Source organism: Kitasatospora cinereorecta (genome assembly GCF_024172095.1).
Classification (GTDB): Bacteria; Actinomycetota; Actinomycetes; order Streptomycetales; family Streptomycetaceae; genus Kitasatospora; species Kitasatospora cinereorecta.
Window position 1 is genome coordinate 176,213 of sequence record NZ_JAMZDX010000007.1, and the last position, 15,846, is coordinate 192,058.

15 protein-coding genes are annotated in these 15,846 nt (G+C 75.9%); 7 read left to right on the forward strand and 8 right to left on the reverse strand.

Annotated elements, in window-relative coordinates; genetic code table 11:
* Window positions 1-14 precede the first annotated feature (14 nt).
* Complete coding sequence (locus tag FHR36_RS33550; RefSeq protein ID WP_253803524.1) at window positions 15-1,334, reverse strand: MFS transporter; 1,320 nt, start codon at window positions 1,332-1,334, stop codon at window positions 15-17.
* A complete protein-coding gene (locus tag FHR36_RS33555) occupies window positions 1,331-1,954 on the reverse strand; it encodes an ArsR/SmtB family transcription factor (RefSeq protein ID WP_253803526.1) in 624 nt (207 codons plus the stop codon). The genes FHR36_RS33550 and FHR36_RS33555 overlap by 4 nt, the downstream gene beginning before the upstream one ends.
* Window positions 1,955-2,098: 144 nt before the next feature.
* On the opposite strand from FHR36_RS33555, the gene FHR36_RS33560 reads away from it, so the two are divergent.
* Both FHR36_RS33560 and FHR36_RS33565 read left to right on the forward strand, forming a co-directional pair.
* On the forward strand, window positions 2,099-3,052 hold the full coding sequence (locus tag FHR36_RS33560; protein ID WP_253803528.1) for an alpha/beta hydrolase: 954 nt from the start codon (window positions 2,099-2,101) through the stop codon (window positions 3,050-3,052).
* Window positions 3,049-3,912 carry a spermidine synthase gene (locus tag FHR36_RS33565; RefSeq protein WP_253803530.1) on the forward strand — a complete coding sequence of 288 codons (864 nt, stop codon included), beginning with the start codon at window positions 3,049-3,051 and terminating at the stop codon, window positions 3,910-3,912. Before FHR36_RS33560 ends, FHR36_RS33565 begins: the two co-directional genes overlap by 4 nt.
* A gap of 23 nt (window positions 3,913-3,935) precedes the next feature.
* Here FHR36_RS33565 and FHR36_RS33570 read toward each other — a convergent pair whose 3' ends face one another.
* The gene (locus FHR36_RS33570; RefSeq protein ID WP_253803532.1) at window positions 3,936-4,688 is read right to left on the reverse strand and encodes a GNAT family N-acetyltransferase; all 753 of its coding nucleotides are present in this window, start codon (window positions 4,686-4,688) and stop codon (window positions 3,936-3,938) included.
* Between the two features lie 168 nt (window positions 4,689-4,856).
* On the opposite strand from FHR36_RS33570, the gene FHR36_RS33575 reads away from it, so the two are divergent.
* From FHR36_RS33575 to FHR36_RS33595, 5 genes are all read left to right on the forward strand, one after another.
* Window positions 4,857-5,288, forward strand: coding sequence for a hypothetical protein (locus FHR36_RS33575; RefSeq protein WP_253803534.1), 432 nt, complete (start codon window positions 4,857-4,859; stop codon window positions 5,286-5,288).
* 117 nt (window positions 5,289-5,405) lie between these two features.
* Window positions 5,406-6,299 (forward strand): class I SAM-dependent methyltransferase, encoded by an 894-nt coding sequence (locus tag FHR36_RS33580; protein ID WP_253803535.1) that lies wholly within the window; start codon window positions 5,406-5,408, stop codon window positions 6,297-6,299.
* 86 nt (window positions 6,300-6,385) lie between these two features.
* A complete protein-coding gene (locus FHR36_RS33585; RefSeq protein ID WP_253803537.1) occupies window positions 6,386-7,057 on the forward strand; it encodes a DedA family protein in 672 nt (223 codons plus the stop codon).
* Window positions 7,058-7,154: 97 nt separating this feature from the next.
* The gene (locus FHR36_RS33590; protein WP_253803539.1) at window positions 7,155-7,823 is read left to right on the forward strand and encodes an O-methyltransferase; all 669 of its coding nucleotides are present in this window, start codon (window positions 7,155-7,157) and stop codon (window positions 7,821-7,823) included.
* A gap of 5 nt (window positions 7,824-7,828) precedes the next feature.
* A complete protein-coding gene (locus FHR36_RS33595; protein ID WP_253803541.1) occupies window positions 7,829-8,713 on the forward strand; it encodes a Gfo/Idh/MocA family protein in 885 nt (294 codons plus the stop codon).
* A gap of 24 nt (window positions 8,714-8,737) precedes the next feature.
* Here the strand turns inward: FHR36_RS33595 and FHR36_RS33600 are convergent, their stop codons facing one another.
* The 5 genes from FHR36_RS33600 to FHR36_RS33620 form a co-directional block, all read right to left on the reverse strand.
* Window positions 8,738-9,826, reverse strand: a complete 1,089-nt coding sequence (locus FHR36_RS33600; RefSeq protein WP_253803543.1) for a hypothetical protein — start codon at window positions 9,824-9,826, stop codon at window positions 8,738-8,740.
* A gap of 83 nt (window positions 9,827-9,909) precedes the next feature.
* Window positions 9,910-10,329: a hypothetical protein gene (locus FHR36_RS33605; RefSeq protein ID WP_253803545.1), complete on the reverse strand. Its 420-nt coding sequence runs from the start codon at window positions 10,327-10,329 to the stop codon at window positions 9,910-9,912.
* Window positions 10,330-10,414: 85 nt separating this feature from the next.
* Window positions 10,415-10,834 carry a hypothetical protein gene (locus tag FHR36_RS33610; protein WP_253803547.1) on the reverse strand — a complete coding sequence of 140 codons (420 nt, stop codon included), beginning with the start codon at window positions 10,832-10,834 and terminating at the stop codon, window positions 10,415-10,417.
* A 119-nt stretch (window positions 10,835-10,953) separates the two neighbouring features.
* Window positions 10,954-13,872 carry a condensation domain-containing protein gene (locus FHR36_RS33615; RefSeq protein ID WP_253803549.1) on the reverse strand — a complete coding sequence of 973 codons (2,919 nt, stop codon included), beginning with the start codon at window positions 13,870-13,872 and terminating at the stop codon, window positions 10,954-10,956.
* Complete coding sequence (locus FHR36_RS33620; RefSeq protein WP_253803551.1) at window positions 13,869-15,812, reverse strand: non-ribosomal peptide synthetase; 1,944 nt, start codon at window positions 15,810-15,812, stop codon at window positions 13,869-13,871. Before FHR36_RS33620 ends, FHR36_RS33615 begins: the two co-directional genes overlap by 4 nt.
* Between the last annotated feature and the right edge of the window lie 34 nt (window positions 15,813-15,846).

Genomic DNA, 15,846 nt, shown 5'->3' on the forward strand with positions numbered 1-15,846 from the left:
CGGGTCCGGGGCCGCTACGGTGCGGTGACGGCCGGGTCCGGGGCCGGCTCGTCGAGCGAGTCGAGGGAGCGGAGACCGGGGATCGGGGACGGCAGCAGCCACAGCACGGCGAGGCAGCCGCCGAGCGCCGCGGCGAGCAGCGTGGCGCGGGTGCCGATCGCCGCGGCGAGCAGGCCGCCGGCCAGTGCGCCGAGCGGGCGGGCGCCGTAGTTCACGGTGCCGAAGGCGCCGGAGACGCGGCTGCGCAGGGCGTCCGGGATGACGCGGGCCTGCAGCGAGTTGAGGTTGATGTCGAAGAGCATCACCCCGGCGCCGGCGAGGAACTCGGCGGCGGTCAGCGCCCCCGCGCGGGCCCACAGCGGGCCGCCGGCCACCGCGACCAGAGCGGTCGGGGCCGGGAAGAGCACCGCGCCGGCCGCGATGGCCCGGCCCACCCCGATCGCCCGGGAGATCCGCGGAGCGAGCACCGCGCCGAGCAGGCTGCCGGTCGCGCCGGCGCCGAGCGCGAGGCCGATGGCGGAGGCGGACAGGCCGAGGGTGCGGCTGGCGAAGAACAGGGTCAGACCGGCGGCCATGAAGGTGAAGAAGTTGACCGTGGTGCAGCAGCCGAGGCTCGCCCGCAGCACCGGGTGGCGCAGGGTGAACGCCAGGCCGGCACGGGCCCGGGCGAGCATCGGGGGCCCCGCGTCGCCGGCGGGCGCGGGCTCCTCCGTCACCGGGAGCCGGCCGAGCAGTGCGGCGGAGGCCAGGAAGGACACCGCGTCGGTGAGGACCGCGACGGGCGCGGTCAGGGCCTGGACGAGCGCGCCGCCGATCGCCGGCCCGACCAGGTAGGAGGCGGAGCGGCTGGTGCTCAGCCGGCTGTTGGCCTCGACGTACTGGGAGCGCGGCACCAGGCGGACGAAGAACGGCGAGTACGCGGAGTTGAACAGGACGCCCGCGGAGCCGGTCACCACGGCGACGGCGTACAGCTGACCGAGGCTCACCGCGTCGAGCAGGTGGGCCAGCGGGAGCGTGGCGAGGGCGGCGGCGCGGACCAGGTCGGCGGTGATCATCAGGCGGCGCTTGCCGGGCCGCTGGTCGACCCAGGCGCCGAAGAGGAGTCCGAGCAGGTTGGGGGCCCAGGCCAGGGCGGTCAGCAGGGACACCTGGACGGCGGTGGCGTGCAGCGCGGTGACCGCGATCAGGGGGAGGGCGAGCTCGGATATTCGGTCGCCCAGTTGGGAGACCGACTGGGCGGTCCATAACCGCAGGAAGCGCCGGTCGCGCAGGAGCGGGGGCGGCGCCGGGCGGTCGGCGCGGTCGGCCCGGTCGGTGGTGGCGGTGGTGGTCATGCGGTTGGTCCTTCCCGGTGGGCGGGGGTCTCAGGGTCGGGCGCGGCCGCCTCCGGCAGGACGTAGCGCATCAGGCGCACGCGCCGGCTGTCGGCGGGCCGGTCGGCGGCGTCGCGGGTGAGGTACGGGGCGAGCAGGCGCTCGATGCCGTCGAGGATCGCGGCGAGTTCGTCGGCGGAGACGGTGACCCCGGTGTTGGCGAGGCCGCCGAGCCGCCGCCACGCCGGGTCGAGGCCGGGCTCGACCTCGGTGATCCAGCGTGCGGGCAGGTCCGCGTAGCGCAGGAACATCTGCTGGGCCAGGGCGTGGGCGGCGTCGCCGCTCTCGGGGTCGGCGGACGGCTCGAAGCGCATGCCGGTGCCGACCGCCTCCCAGCGGCGCCGGCGCCGGTCGGGCCCCGGTTCGGCGTCGCGGACCAGGCCGAAGCCGGCGAGGTGGCGCAGGTGCCAGCTGGTCACGGTGGGCGTCGCGCCCACGTCCGGGGCGAGCTCGGTGGCGGTGGCGGGGCCGTGGCGCTGGAGGCGTTCGAGGATCGCGAGGCGGACGGGGTGGGCGAGTGCGCGCATCGTCCGCGGGTCGGTGATCTCGACGTCGCCGAGCTCGTTGATCGACGGTTCCATGATGTGAGAGTGTCCTCTCAGGAAATGTGAGAGTCAAGCTTTACAACGACCCGTCAGCTCTCGGCCCGGTGTCCGCCCCGGGCTACCGGGCGGTATGGTCGGCACAGGGCAGTGCTGATCACGGAAGACGGTGCGGAGAGCGGCATGGAGTTTCGGACGGACATCCTGGGCGAGCCGTATGAGGCCGTCGACCTGCCGCTGCGGCCGGACGAGGAGGGCGCCGTCTCGGCGACCCTGGTGCGCCGTCTGGTCCCCGGGGCCGAGCGGGCCGTGCTGTACGTCCACGGCTACGTCGACTACTTCTTCCAGACCCACCTGGCCGACCACTTCACCGCGGCCGGCTGGTCCTTCTACGCGCTCGACCTGCGCAAGTACGGCCGCTCCCTGAAGGCCCACCAGTCGCCCAACTTCGTCCGCGACCTGTCGGAGTACGACGAGGAGCTCGACGAGGCGGTCCGGATCATCCGCGAGCTGGACGGCCACCGGCACCTGCTGGTCAACGGCCACTCCACCGGCGGCCTGGTCACCGCCCTGTGGGCGGACCGGCGGACCGGCCGCGGCCTGGTCGACGGCCTGTTCCTGAACAGCCCGTTCCTGTCGATGCCGGCCGCCCCCGCCGTCCGCACCCTCGGCGCACCCGCCGTCGGCGCGCTCGGCCGCCTCGCCGCCACCCGCAAGCTGCCCGCCCCGATCAACCCGCACTACGTGCACAGCCTGCACCGCGACCACCGCGGCAGCTGGGACTTCGACCTCCAGCTCAAGCCCGCCGAGGGCTTCCCGCTGTACGCGGGCTGGCTGGCCGCCATCCAGCGCGGCCACCGGCAGGTCCGGCAGGGCCTGACGGTCGACTGCCCGATCCTGCTGATGGCCTCCACCGCCTCGATCTCCACCAGCAAGTGGCACCCGGCGCTGCACAAGTCGGACGCGGTGCTGCGCGCCGACGACATCGCCGCGCTCGGCCCCCGGCTGGGCGGCAACGTCACCGTGATCCGGATCGAGGGCGGCGTGCACGACCTGGTGCTCTCCGGCGACCAGGCCCGGACCCAGGTGTTCACCGAGCTCGACCGCTGGCTGACCGCCTACCTGCCCGGCGCATGACCGACCCCCGGCACCAGGACCCGGAGGACCGGCTGCCGGTCGAGCGGGCCGTCGCGCTGGGCACCGCCAAGCTGATGCCCGACATCGACCGCGACGCCGGCTGGCTGCTCACCCTCGACGGGACCCCGCAGTCGTACGTCGACCTGGCCGACCCCGGGCACCTGGAGTTCGAGTACGTCCAGCGGATCGCCCACCTCGTCGACCTGGCGGCGCCGGCCGGCCGGCCGCTGGAGGCGCTGCACCTGGGCGGCGGGGCACTCACCCTGCCGCGCTACCTGGCGGCGACCCGGCCGGGTTCGCGCCAGCGGGTGGTGGAGGTGGACGGGCCGCTGACCGAGCTGGTCCGCGAGGCGCTGCCCTGGCCGGACGGGATCGACGTGACGGTCGGTGACGCCCGCGAGGCGCTGGCCGCCGAACCGGACGCCTCCGCCGACCTGGTGGTCGCCGACGTCTTCCGCGGCTCGCGCACCCCCGCCCACCTGACCAGTGCGGAGTTCCTGCGCGAGGTGGCGCGGGTGCTGCGGCCGGGCGGCTGCTACGCCGCCAACCTGGCCGACGGGCCGCCGCTGGCCTTCGCCCGGGCGCAGGCTGCCACCCTGCGTTCGGTGTTCCCGCAGACCTGCCTGGCCGCCGAGCCGGGCGTGCTGCGCGGCCGGCGGTACGGCAACATCCTGCTGGCCGGCTCGACCGAGCCGCTGCCGGTCCGGGACCTCGGCCGGCGGCTGGCCGCCGACCCCTTCCCGGCCCGGCTGGTCGAGCACGAGGAGCTGGCCGGCTTCGTCCGCCGGGTCCGGCCGGTCACGGACGCGGACGCCGAGGACTCGCCGCCCCCGCCGGCCGGCGCCTTCAGCATCGGCTGAGCCGCCGCCACCCCGGGTGGTGCTCAGAGCCGGTGGCGGACCCAGACGTTCGGCTCCACGTACACCGCCTGGTCGTGCGCGACATCGACCCGGACGGGGGTGAGGGCGCCCGGCACCAGGACCTCGCCGGAGGCGTCGAAGGGCAGGCCGGTCCAGGCGCGCCACTCGGCGAGCGAGCCGGCGATGGCCATCGAGGCCGGGGCGACCCGCTCGACCACGGCGCCCGCGCGGACGTGCACCCGCAGCCAGGGGTCGACCGGCAGGCCGTCCTCGGGCCGGGTCCGGAAGGCGTACTCGGACATCGGGGTGGCCGGCTCGCGGTGCTTGCCGCTCGGCCGGACCGGGGCGACCAGCTCGGCGAAGCCGTGCGCCCGGGCGTTGTCGCGCATCGCGGCCACCAACCGGGCGGACAGGCCGTTGCCCTGCAGGTCCGGGCGGACCGCTATCTCCAGGGCGGTGACGGTGTCCGGCACGTCGCCGCGGCGGTGGTCGGCGAACGCCCAGAGCAGCACCTCGTCCCAGCCGCGGTCGGGCAGGCCGGCGGTGCGCTTGGGCTGGTCCATCCGGAACGGGATGCTGTGCCCGCGGCCGACCAGCGCCCCGGTGGCGTCCGTGGCCACCAGGACGAACTCGGGGAACGCCTCGGCGACCTCGCCCATGAAGCCGTTGGCCACCAGGTCGTGGTGCATGAAGACCGGCCAGCTGTCGGGCATCTCCCACAGGCCGTCGGCGAATTCCGGCCGCTCGGCGAGCGTGGTCAGGGTCACATCGTCCATGCGGGCACCCTAGGACACGGCAACGTCGCAGGTCATCCCGTTTATCGCGGTCCGGGCGGCAGTGGAACGGAACCTTCCGTGACCGGATGGTCACCCCACCGTCACTCCGCTAGTGAAATATCACATTGCATCCCACGAGGGGATGCCTGACAACGGAAGGAGTCCGTGATGGCACGGATCTTCGTGGCGGCGGCGGCCGCCGCCGGACTGGCCCTACTGGGTGCGGCACCGGCGACGGCGGCGGAGGCGCCGGCGCCGCAGGTGTTCTGCGGGGCGTCCGGTCTGCAGGCCGGACTGCTCACCCGGCTGTGCGCCGAGGTCGACGGCGACCAGGTGCAGCTGGTCGGCCGGATCTCGCTGGCCGGTCCGCCCAGCCCCGGCTCGCCCGGGCCCCGGCCGCAGGACCTCCAGACGGTGCTGACCGGCGAGAACCCGGCCGGGACGGCCTACCGGGACGTGCGCTTCACCGGTGCGACCGTCGAGGTGCGCGGCGTCGGCGGCCCGGTGCCGTGCGCCGTCGCCGTCCACGGCTCGTTCGCGGTGGCCTCCTACCCGTGGGCGCCCCGCCCGGTGACCGTGGACCTGCCCGCCTCCTGCTGACCCGCCCCCGCGGCCGGCCCGTCCGTCGTGGGGGCGGGGCGGGCCGGCCCGCGGGGATCCGGCGGTCGGGGCGGGGTGAGCCCCGGCCGCCGGTGACCGGGTGTCAGAATTGCGGACATGGTGGAGAACGAGCAGGCGAACGGCCGGGAACCCGGGCAGAAGGAGGCGGTGCGGCTCACGGCGGTGCCCGAGACGGCGCTGTGGACGCTGCACCAGCGGGCCACCGAGGCCCGTCGGCCCGGCGGGGTGCTGGACGACCCCGAGGCGGTCGACCTGGCCGACCGGATCGACTTCCCGTTCGCCGAGCGCTTCGGCACCAGCACCCTGCAGAGCCTGGTCCAGGGCATCCGGGTGCGCTGCTTCGACCGCGAGGTGGAGGACTTCCTCACCCGCCACCCCCGCGGCACCGTGGTCAACCTCGGCGACGGCCTGGAGACCCAGTACTGGCGGGTCGACAACGGCCGGGCCCGCTGGATCTCGGTCGACCTGCCCGAGGCGAGCGAGCTGCGCGCCCGGCTGCTCCCGGCCGGGCCGCGCCAGGAACTGGTCGCCTGTTCGGTCACCGACCCGGCCTGGACCGAGCGGGTGGACGACTCGCGCGGCCTGCTGATCACCGCCGAGGGCCTGCTGATGTACCTGCGCCCGCCCGAGGTGCGCGCCCTGCTCGCCCTCCTCGCCGAGCGCTTCCCCGGCGCCACCCTGGTCTTCGACGCCGTCCCGCGCTGGTTCAGCCGGCTCGCCGTCGAGGGCAGGCTGCGCACGCACGGCTACCAGGCGCCGCCGATGCCCTGGGGCATGGACGCCCGCGAGCGCGGCAAGCTCGCCACCGCCCACCCCGGCGTGGCCGAGATCCGCGACGTCCGACCCGAGCGCACCCCAGGGCCGCTCGGCGCCGCGCTCGCGCTCGCCGTACGGCTGCCGGTGCTCGGGGGGCTGCGGCCCACCGTCACCGCGGTGAGATTCGGCTCACCCGGGAACCACGGCCTTCGAACGGCCGTTTCGACCGGTTAGGCTGGCCTGAGCGGGGAGGCGCCGACCCACCCGACGTACGACCGCCGGCCGAGCCGTTGCACCCTGCCCCACGGAGGTACTCCGCCTTGCACATCGACCAGTGGATCGAGAGCGTCCCGCCGAGCTCGGTGTACGCGCTCATCGGACTGATCATCGGCCTGGAGAGCCTCGGCATCCCGCTGCCCGGAGAGATCGCCCTGATCACCTCCGCGCTGCTCGCCGCGCAGGGCGTCGTCAACCCGTGGGGGGTGGCGCTGTGCGCCATCGCCGGCGCGATCATCGGCGACTCCATCGGGTACGCGATCGGCCGCCGCGGCGGCCGCCCGCTCTTCGAGAAGCTCGGCCGCAAGTTCCCCAAGCACTTCGGGCCCGACCACCTGGAAACCGCCGAGCGGTCCTTCCAGAAGTGGGGCATGTGGGCGGTCTTCTTCGGCCGCTTCGTCGCCCTGCTGCGGATCTTCGCCGGACCGCTGGCCGGCACGCTGCGGATGCCGTACTGGAAGTTCCTGATCGCCAACGTGCTCGGCGGCGTGGTCTGGGCCGGCGGCACCACGCTGCTGGTCTACCAGGTCGGCAAGGTCGCCGAGCAGTACCTGAAGGGCGCCTCCTACATCGGCCTGGGCGCCGCCGTCCTGTTCGGCGCCGGATCCGCGCTGGTCCTCAAGCGCCGCGCCGGCAAGTCGCGGGCCCGCCACCCCGAGCAGTCCGGACTGCCGAGCGGCGAGCCGATCCGGCCGATGGAGCAGCCGGTCGACTGAGCAGGCGGTCGACCGAGCAGGCGGTCGACCGGGAGCCGCCGCTGCCACCGTCCCTGTCGGATAGGGTCATGATCGACACCCAGCAGCGGAGGCAGTGATGAGCCAGCAGCAGTGGACGGCGGTCGACGAGTACTTCAGCGAGGTGCTGATCGGGCCCGACGAGGCGCTCGAATCCGCCCTGGCCGCGGCCGACGCCGCCGGCCTGCCGCACATCAACGTCGCCCCCAACCAGGGCAAACTGCTCCAGCTGCTGGCCCGCACCCAGGGCGCCCGCCGGATCCTGGAGGTCGGCACCCTCGGCGGGTACAGCGCGATCTGGCTGGCCCGCGCCCTGCCGGCCGGCGGCCGCCTGATCACCCTGGAGATCGACCCCGCGCACGCCGCCGTCGCCACCGCCAACCTCGCGCACGCCGGACTCGCCGATTCCGTCGAGGTCCGGGTCGGCCCCGCCGCCGACAGCCTGCGACAGCTGGCCGAGGACGGCGCCGAACCCTTCGACCTGGTCTTCATCGACGCGGACAAGCCCAGCAACCCGCTCTACTTCGAGTGGGCCGTCAAGCTCACCCGCCCCGGCTCGCTGATCGTGGTCGACAACGTGGTCCGCGGCGGCGCGGTCGGTGACGCCGACAGCACCGACCCGTCGGTCGTCGCCGTCCGCCGGATGCACGACCTGATCGCCGCCGAGCCCCGGGTCACCGCCACCTCCGTGCAGACCGTCGGCACCAAGGGGTACGACGGCTTCACCCTGATCCGGGTGGAGGGCTGACCGGCATGCGGATAGGTCTGCTCGGCACCGGCCCCTGGGCCGGCTGGGTCCACGCACCCGCCCTCGCCGCCCACCCCGGCGTCGACTTCGCCGGCGTCTGGGGCCGCCGCCCCGAGGCCGCCGCCACCCTCGCCGAGGAGCACGGCGTCACCGCCTACGGCACCGTCGAGGAGCTGCTCGCCGACGTCGACGCCGTCTCCATCGCGCTGCCCCCGGAGGTCCAGGCCGGCTACGCCGTCCGGGCCGCCGAGGCCGGCCGCCACCTGCTGCTCGACAAGCCCGTCGCGGCCACCGTCGCCGACGCGGCCGCGGTCGCGGACGCCGCCCGCCGCGCGGAGGTGGCGTCGGTGGTCTTCTTCACCCTGCGCTTCGGCGACCCGCACGCCGACTGGCTCGCCGAGCAGGCCGCGACCGACGGCTGGTTCACCGCCCGCGCCGACTGGCTCGGCTCGGTGTTCACCACCGACAGCCCGTACGCCGCCTCCGTCTGGCGCCGCGACAAGGGCGCGCTGTGGGACGTCGGCCCGCACGCCCTGTCGATCCTGCTCCCGATCCTCGGCGACGTCGAGCAGCTCACCGCCGCCCGCGGCCCCGGGGACACCGTCCACCTGGTGCTGCGGCACGCCGCCGGCGCCTCCAGCACCGTCACCCTCAGCCTCACCGCGCCGCCGGAGGCCGCCGTCGACGGCGTCGCCGTCGAACTGCGCGGCAGCGCGGGCCCCGCCCGGATGCCGGGGCGCAGCGAGCACCCGACCGCCGCGTTCGGGCGGGCGATCGATGCGCTGCTCGGTGCGGCGGGCGGGGCGGGCGCGCATCCGTGCGACGTGGAGTTCGGGCTGCGGGTGGTGGAGGTGCTGGCCGCGGCCGAGGCCGCGCTCGACGGGCGGTAGGCCCACTCGTCGGCGGGGCGGTGGTCAGGCCTTGGGGCGGCGGTCGGCCGGGCGGCGCGGGGGCATCGGGACGGACGGGAAGTCGCGCGGGCCGGTCCACAGCGCCGGCACCGCGTCGCTGCGGCGCGCCAGCTCGTACGCGATGGCCTCGTAGTTGACCCGCCAGCCCTGGAAGTGCCGCCAGGCCTCCGACACCGGGCGCTCCCGGCGGAAGCCGGTGGCCGTCACCATCGCCACCGCCGCGTCGAACTCGGCATAGCTGAGCCGGATCGGGCTGTCCGGCTCCGGGTCGGCGTCGAACGGGATGCGCAGCGTCCCGGCGATGTCCCGCAGCGCGGTGAACCCGGCCCGCAGCACCAGCCGCGCCTCCGGCGGCGCCTGGCGCGGCGCGAGCGACAGCTGCATCGCGGCGGCGTCCATCACCGAGACCAGGCCCACCACCCAGCTGCGGTACGGCTGCGGCGAGCGGAAGGACAGCAGCACCGGGTAGTTGGAGTGGCTCTCGCCGATGTCCGCCGCCAGCCGCTCCCAGTCGCGGTACAGCTCCGGCAGCGCCTTCTCGGTGGACACCAGCGACTGCCGGGCCAGCAGCTCCGGTCCCCAGGCCGGCTCGCCCGCCCGGGCCTGCAGCAGCGTCACCTCCACCTCGCGGCGGTTGTACGCGGCGTACAGCGTCGGCAGGTAGGCGATCAGCAGCGCGGTGATCAGCGGGCCGGTGGCCGCCGCCATGAAGTCGATCACCGACAGGTGCAGCCGCTCGCCGCTGGCGAAGCCGAGCGTGAACAGGCTCGACCCGGCCTCGCGGAAGGCGACCGACCACGACAGGTCCGAGGTGCCGCGCAGCAGCAGCGTGTACGCCGTCAGCGTGCCGACCAGCCAGGTGGTGAGCATGCCGAGCAGGATCAGCGGGGCGAGCCAGGTCTGCAGCCGGTCGAGCGCGTGGTACGTGCTGCCGAACGGCACCGCCAGCATCCGCAGCGTCCGGCGCAGCAGCGCCCAGATCCGGCCGACCAGCGCCGAGTACAGGCCCCGCGGCACCACCAGGGTGCGCAGGATGCCGGCGACGGTGACGGCGAGCAGGGCCAGCCCGGCCATGGTGTAGATCACGCTCATGGCGCCATTCTGGCGTGCCTGGCGGGTGGTGCCGGTACGGCGGGGTCTCCTGGGCGCGGTGCGGTGCCCCGGAGCACGGGCCGTCAGTCGTGGGTGTAGCGGCAGGCTATGCCGAGGTCGGGGTCGCCGACTTGGTCGGACAGGATGAGGGAGCCGTGCGGGCCCTGGGCGAAGTCGACCTCGTTGCCCTTGGAGTCGAAGGTGAGGTCGAGCTTCTCCGGCGTGCCGTCCTTCTCGCGCGGGACGATCCGCCAGGTGCCGGCGCCGGAGACCCGGGTGGTGAACGTGCTGCTGTCGGCGGCGACCGGGAAGTCGGTGGCGCTCGCGGTCAGGTCCGCGTTGATGGTGAGGGTCGAGTTGCAGTCGCCCGTCCACGACCCGGTCAGCTGGTCCGCGGTGACGTCCTTGCCGTACGGCGAGAGGCCACCGGTGAGGTACGCGCAGCCGGTCAGGAGCAGGAGGGCGCAGCTGAGGGCGGCGGCGGACGCCGGGCGGGAACGCATGTGGGGGGCCTTTCTCGGGGAGCCGAGCCGATCTTGGTGGCTCGGACCCGTCCTGCGCAAGATCCACGAGGTGCCCGGTGTGCGCTCAGGCCGGCCAGCGGACCGTGCCGCCGCGCACCAGCAGGGGTTCGGCGAGGGTGCTGTCCGGTGAGCGGAGCTGGCCGATCACCACCGGGCCGGTGATGCCGGTGCGTTCGGCGAGGGCGACCAGGAGCCGGCCGAGCGGCTCGAACTCGGCCGGGTGGACGGTGCGGTGGGCGGTCAGCGTCCAGCCGTCGCCGGGCAGTGCGGCGAGGTCGCCGGTGGAGTCCAGCAGCGGGCGGGGGCGGTTCTCCGCGATCAGCCCGCCGTCGTCGTCCTCCTCCACCTCCGGGAACGCGGTCACCAGGACCAGGTGTTCGGGCTGCTCGCCCAGCCCCAGGTGCCAGCGCAGTTCGGCGAGTTCGCCGTCCGGCAGCCCCTCGGCCAGCCGGACGGACAGGGTCAGTTCGAGGGCGTCGCTCACGGGGCCAGGGTAGTGGCCGATCCGGTGTCGGGGCCCCGCGTTCCGCGAGGTGTGTGTCGAGGGTGGGCGGGCCCCGGCGGGTGGCGCCGGGGCCCGCGTGGGTTGGCGGACCAGCGCGGTCAGCGGACCATCGCGGCCAGCACGCTGCGCCAGTCCTCGCCGGGCTCCGGCCGCAGCACCGCGGCGAGCGCGTCGGCGCGGTAGTGCCAGGGGCGCAGCAGCTCCGGGTCGGCGTCCTCGCGCAGCTCGACGGTGGCGGCCGAGCCGAGCAGGCGGACCAGTTCGGCGGTGAACTCCGTCCAGGCGACATGGCCGGTGACGGCGTTGACGACCCGTCCGGCGGCGCGTCCGCTGCCGTCGGCGCAGGCGGTGACGGCGCGGGCCAGGGCGGCGGAGTGGACCCAGGAGGCGCCGTGCCAGGCGTGGCCGCCGGCGCCGGGGGCGGGCAGGACGATCGTCCGGTCCGCCCGGGCGGCCTGGAAGAGGTCGCCGGTGGCGCCCCAGCGGAGCTGGTCGCGCAGGCGCCGGTGCGGCCCCCACACGATGGGCGGGCGGACCACGGTCGCCGCGCCGCGCCCGTCGCCGCCGGCCCGCTCGAACAGCAGGCGCTCGCAGGCGAGCTTGGCCTGCCCGTACGCGCTGACCGGGTCGGTGGCCGGCGCGCCCTCGGGGACCTCCTCGACGGCCGGACGGCCGTACGCGTCGATGCTGCTGACGAAGACGAAGCTGTGCCCGTGCCAGCCGTCGACGAGGACGCGCATGGCGGCGATGTCGGTGTCGTGGTCGGTGAAGGTGCAGGCGGCGTGGATGACGGCGTCGACGCCCTCGACGGCGCGGCGCAGGCTGTCGGGGTCGCTGAGGTCGCCCTCGGCGATCTCGACGCCGTCCAGCGCGACCAGGTGGGCCGACTCGGGCCGGGTGAGGGCCCGGACCGGCAGCCCCTGCGCCATCAGCTCCTGGAGGACGGCTGCGCCGACGCCACCGGTGCCGCCGGTGAGCAGCACGGTGCCCTCGCGGGCGGTGCGGACGGTGCGGCCCGTACGGCGGGTGGTGGCGCGGCGTTCGCGGTCCCGGTCGGCGAGCAGCGCGGCGAGCGCGCGCGGGGTGCGCTGTTCGAGGACGTCGAGGCCGGTCAGCGGCAGGCCGGTGCGGGTGCGGAGCCGTTCGGCGAGCTGGACGGCGACCAGCGAGTGCCCGCCGAGAACGAAGAAGTCCCCGTCCGGCTCGGGCCGCGCGCCGAGGAGTTCGCCGAAGGCGGTGAGGACGACATTCAGGTGGCCGGCGTCCGGCTCGGGTGCGGCGGAGGCGACCGGCGCGCCCGGCAGGCGGGCCGGGTCCGGTGCGCCGTCCGCGGTACGCGGCATGGCGTCGAGCACGGTGACGGCGGCGGGCACCAGGTCGGCCGGCAGCCGGCGGCGCAGGGCCGCGCGCAGCTCGGCGCCGCCGGGCGCCCCCGGGCCGCGGACCACGGCGTACGCGAGGGCCGGGCGGCCGTCCGGGGTGAGGACGGCGGCGTCGGTGACCCGCGGGTCGGCGAGCAGGACCGCCACCGCCGGGTGTTCGGCTGCGGCCGCGGTGGGTGCGGCGTCGAGGTGCTCGCCGGGCAGGTCGCCAAGCCGGCGCGAGCCGTCCTCGGCCACCGCGGCCAGCACGGCGGCGAACGCGGTCAGCAGGCGCCCGGCGGTGGCCCGGTCGAGGAGGTCGGTGTCGTGCTGGACCAGGCAGCGCGGCGCGGGACCGTCCTCGACCAGCAGCCCGAGACCGAACTTGGCCAGGCCCAGGTCGACGTCGACGGCCTCGGCGTCCAGGCCGGGCAGGTCGAGCGGGGCGACCGGCTGGACCAGGTCGCAGGTGACGGCGAGCAGCGCACTGCCGTCCTCGCCGCGCGCCTCGGCGCCGAGCCGCTCGACCACCAGGTCGAACGGAACCTCGTGGTGCTGCTGGGCGTCGAGCAGGGCGTCGCGGACCCGGGTGACGGCCTCGGAGAACGCCGGGTCGCCGCCGAGATCGGCGCGGACGGCCAGGGTGTTGACCCCGAGACCGACCAGGCGGCGCAGCTCCGGGCGGGCCCGGTGGCCGCTGGCGCAGCCGACCGTGAGGTCGTCCGCGCCGGTGGCCCGGTGCAGGGTCGCCAGGGCGGCGGCCAGCACCACGGTGTAGAGGGTGGCGCCGTGGCCGGTGGCCAGCCGGCGCAGCCCGTCCACGGTCTCCGGCGTGAGCGGAGCGCTGTGCAGGGCGGCGGTGCGGGTGCGCGGGCCGGCGGGTGCCGGCCGCAGCAGCGGGACGGGCCGGGCACCGGTGAGGCGGGCGGCCCGGGCGTCCGCGGCGGCCGCGAGCTCGGGGTCGCGGGCGCGCTCCCAGCGGGCGAAGTCGGCGTACTGGAGCTCGGGTTCGGGCAGATCGGCGGCGGAGCCGGTACGGGCCGCCGCGTAGAGCGCGGCGAGGTCCGCAGTGAGGACCGGCAGGCTGCCGCCGTCGACCGCGATGTGGTGCACGGTCAGCAGGAGGGTGTGGTCGTCCGCGGCGTGCCGCAGGACGAGGGCGCGCAGCACCGGGCCGGTGGCGAGGTCGAACGGCCGCAGCGCCTCCTCGCGCAGTAGGGCGGCCGCCGCCTCGACGCCGGCCGGGCGGACCTCGACCGGCACCGGGGCGGCCGGCCCGACGTCCTGGTGGGGTCGGCCGTCCTGCTGCCCGTAGCGGGTGCGCAGGACGGTGTGGCGCTCGGTCAGCGCGGTCAGGGCCACGCCGAGGGCGTCGGTGTCGAGCGCGCCGCGCAGGCGGGCGGCGACCGGCACGTTGTAGAGCGCGCCGCCCTGGCCGAGCCGGTCCATCAGCCACATGCGGTGCTGGGCGTGGGAGAGCGGGGCGGGGCCGGTCGCGTCGGTGCGGCGGACGGGGCCGCTGCGGCCGGCGGTGGCCGGGTCGGTGGAGCGGTCGGTGCGTGTCCCGGTGCGGGTCGCGGTGCGGGTTCCGGCTCGGGTTCCGGCGCGGGCGAGGCGGAGCAGGTCGGCCTGGGAGGTCGGGTCGGTGCCGGTCATCGCTGCTCCTCGCGGGTGTCGGCGGTGCCAGCGGCGTCGGCGGTGTCGGTCGACAGGTCGGCGCCGTGGGCGGCCAGCAGGGCCCGCTCGACGAGCGCGGCCTGGCCGGCGACGGTCGGGTGGCCGAAGAAGTCGGCGAGCGGGAGGTCGACGCCCAGGTCCTCGCGCAGGTCGTCGACGATCCACATCGCGAGCAGGGAGTGCCCGCCCTCGGCGATGAAGTCGGCCGCCGGGTCGGTGACGGCGTGCTCCAGGGCCCGGGACCAGGCGTCGGCGACGGCCTGCTGGATGGGCGTCAGCGCGGCGGCGGGCCGCGGCTCGGCGGGTACGGCGTCCGTGGCGTCCGGCGCGGGGCCGTCGGCGAGCGCGCGGCGGTCGATCTTGCCGGTCGGGGTGAGCGGCAGACGGTCGAGGACGGTCCAGGCGGTGGGGACGAGGTGCGCCGGGAGGTGCTCGGCGAGGTGGCGGCGGAGCGTCTCGGCGACGGGCCGCCGGCCCTCGGCGGGGACCACGTACGCGGTGAGCGCGGCGTCCTCCTGACCGGCCCGGCGGACCACCACGGCTGTCTCGGCGACGTCGGGGTGCAGTTGGAGAGCGTGCTCGGTCTCGCCGGGCTCGATCCGGAAGCCGCGGACCTTGACCTGGTGGTCGGCGCGGCCGTGGAAGTCCAGGGCGCCGTCCGGCCGTTCGGTGACCAGGTCGCCGCTGCGGTACATCCGGCCGGTCTCAGGAAGGTCGCGGAAGCGGTCGGCGGTCAGCTCGGGCTGCCCGAGGTAGCCGAGGGCGAGCCGGGCGCCGCCGATCCACAGCTCGCCGCGGGTGCCGGCCGGGACGGGCTGCTGCCGCTCGTCCAGGACGGCGACCCGGGCGCCGCCGAAGGGCCGTCCGATCGGGATCGGCGCGGCGCAGTCGGCCGGGGCGACCCGGTGCAGGGTGGTGAAGGTGGTGGCCTCGGTCGGCCCGTACGCGTTGACCAGGTCGAGCCAGGGGAAGGCCCGCAGGACGGCGGCGGCGTGCTCGGGGGAGAGCGTCTCGCCGCCGACAACCAGGGTGCGCAGCAGGCCGAAGATCCGGGACCGGCGGGCGGCGAGGTGGTGGAAGAGCGCGGTGGTGAGGAAGGCGTGGGTGACGCCGAACCGCTCGATGTCGCGGGCGAGTTCCTCGCCGGAGGGCCGGTCGGCCGGGGAGAGTGCGACGGCGGCGCCGGCGACCAGCGGTGCCCACAGCTCGAAGGTGGAGGCGTCGAAGGTGAGCGGCGAGTGGAACAGCACCCGGTCGCCGGGGACGAGGCGGATCGCGTCGGGCGCGGTGACCAGGTCGGTGACGGCGCCATGCGGCACCTGGACGCCCTTGGGGCGGCCGGTGGAACCGGAGGTGTAGAGCAGCAGGGCGACCGCGTCCGGACCGGTGACGGCGGGCGGCAGCGGCGCGGACGCGTCGTCGTCCGGTCCGGCGGCGCCGTCCTCGGTGAGTTCCAGGACCTGCCCGGCGGTGAGCCCGGCGTCGGCGAGCAGTGCCTTGTCGCCGAGGACCAGGGCGACACCGGCGTCGGCGATCATCTCGGCGGTGCGCGGGCGCGGGTACGCCGGGTCGAGCGGCACGCTGTGGGCGCCGGCCCACCAGACGGCGAGCTGGGCGACCACCAGGCGGGCGGAGCGGGCGGCCAGCAGGCCGACGGCGCTGCCGGGGCCGATGCCGCGGCGGGTGAGCTCGCCGGCCAGACGGCGGGCGGCGGCGAGGAGTTCGCCGTAGGTGAGGGTGGTGGTCCCGTCGGTGACGGCCAGTGCGTGCGGCGCCTGCTCGGCCCGGCGGGCGACGAGGTCCGGGACGGCGACGATTTGCGGGACGGCGGTGGGCGCCGGGCCGGCGGTGACGGCAGGTGCGGCGGGTGCGGCGGACGGCTGCTCGGGTGCGACGCCGTCCGGGGTGGGTGCGGACATGGTGTTCCCTTCCGGGCGCCCCGGCCGGTGGGCC

What these genes read in the sequence shown, in the direction of transcription:
- FHR36_RS33555 (WP_253803526.1), bottom strand. Translation starts at nt 1,954, where the DNA reads ATGGAACCGTCGATCAACGAGCTCGGCGACGTCGAGATCACCGACCCG.
- FHR36_RS33550 (WP_253803524.1), bottom strand. Translation starts at nt 1,334, where the DNA reads ATGACCACCACCGCCACCACCGACCGGGCCGACCGCGCCGACCGCCCG.
- FHR36_RS33600 (WP_253803543.1), bottom strand. Translation starts at nt 9,826, where the DNA reads ATGAGCGTGATCTACACCATGGCCGGGCTGGCCCTGCTCGCCGTCACC.
- FHR36_RS33590 (WP_253803539.1), top strand. Translation starts at nt 7,155, where the DNA reads ATGAGCCAGCAGCAGTGGACGGCGGTCGACGAGTACTTCAGCGAGGTG.
- FHR36_RS33570 (WP_253803532.1), bottom strand. Translation starts at nt 4,688, where the DNA reads ATGGACGATGTGACCCTGACCACGCTCGCCGAGCGGCCGGAATTCGCC.
- FHR36_RS33615 (WP_253803549.1), bottom strand. Translation starts at nt 13,872, where the DNA reads ATGACCGGCACCGACCCGACCTCCCAGGCCGACCTGCTCCGCCTCGCC.
- FHR36_RS33565 (WP_253803530.1), top strand. Translation starts at nt 3,049, where the DNA reads ATGACCGACCCCCGGCACCAGGACCCGGAGGACCGGCTGCCGGTCGAG.
- FHR36_RS33575 (WP_253803534.1), top strand. Translation starts at nt 4,857, where the DNA reads ATGGCACGGATCTTCGTGGCGGCGGCGGCCGCCGCCGGACTGGCCCTA.
- FHR36_RS33595 (WP_253803541.1), top strand. Translation starts at nt 7,829, where the DNA reads ATGCGGATAGGTCTGCTCGGCACCGGCCCCTGGGCCGGCTGGGTCCAC.
- FHR36_RS33620 (WP_253803551.1), bottom strand. Translation starts at nt 15,812, where the DNA reads ATGTCCGCACCCACCCCGGACGGCGTCGCACCCGAGCAGCCGTCCGCC.
- FHR36_RS33580 (WP_253803535.1), top strand. Translation starts at nt 5,406, where the DNA reads ATGGTGGAGAACGAGCAGGCGAACGGCCGGGAACCCGGGCAGAAGGAG.
- FHR36_RS33605 (WP_253803545.1), bottom strand. Translation starts at nt 10,329, where the DNA reads ATGCGTTCCCGCCCGGCGTCCGCCGCCGCCCTCAGCTGCGCCCTCCTG.
- FHR36_RS33560 (WP_253803528.1), top strand. Translation starts at nt 2,099, where the DNA reads ATGGAGTTTCGGACGGACATCCTGGGCGAGCCGTATGAGGCCGTCGAC.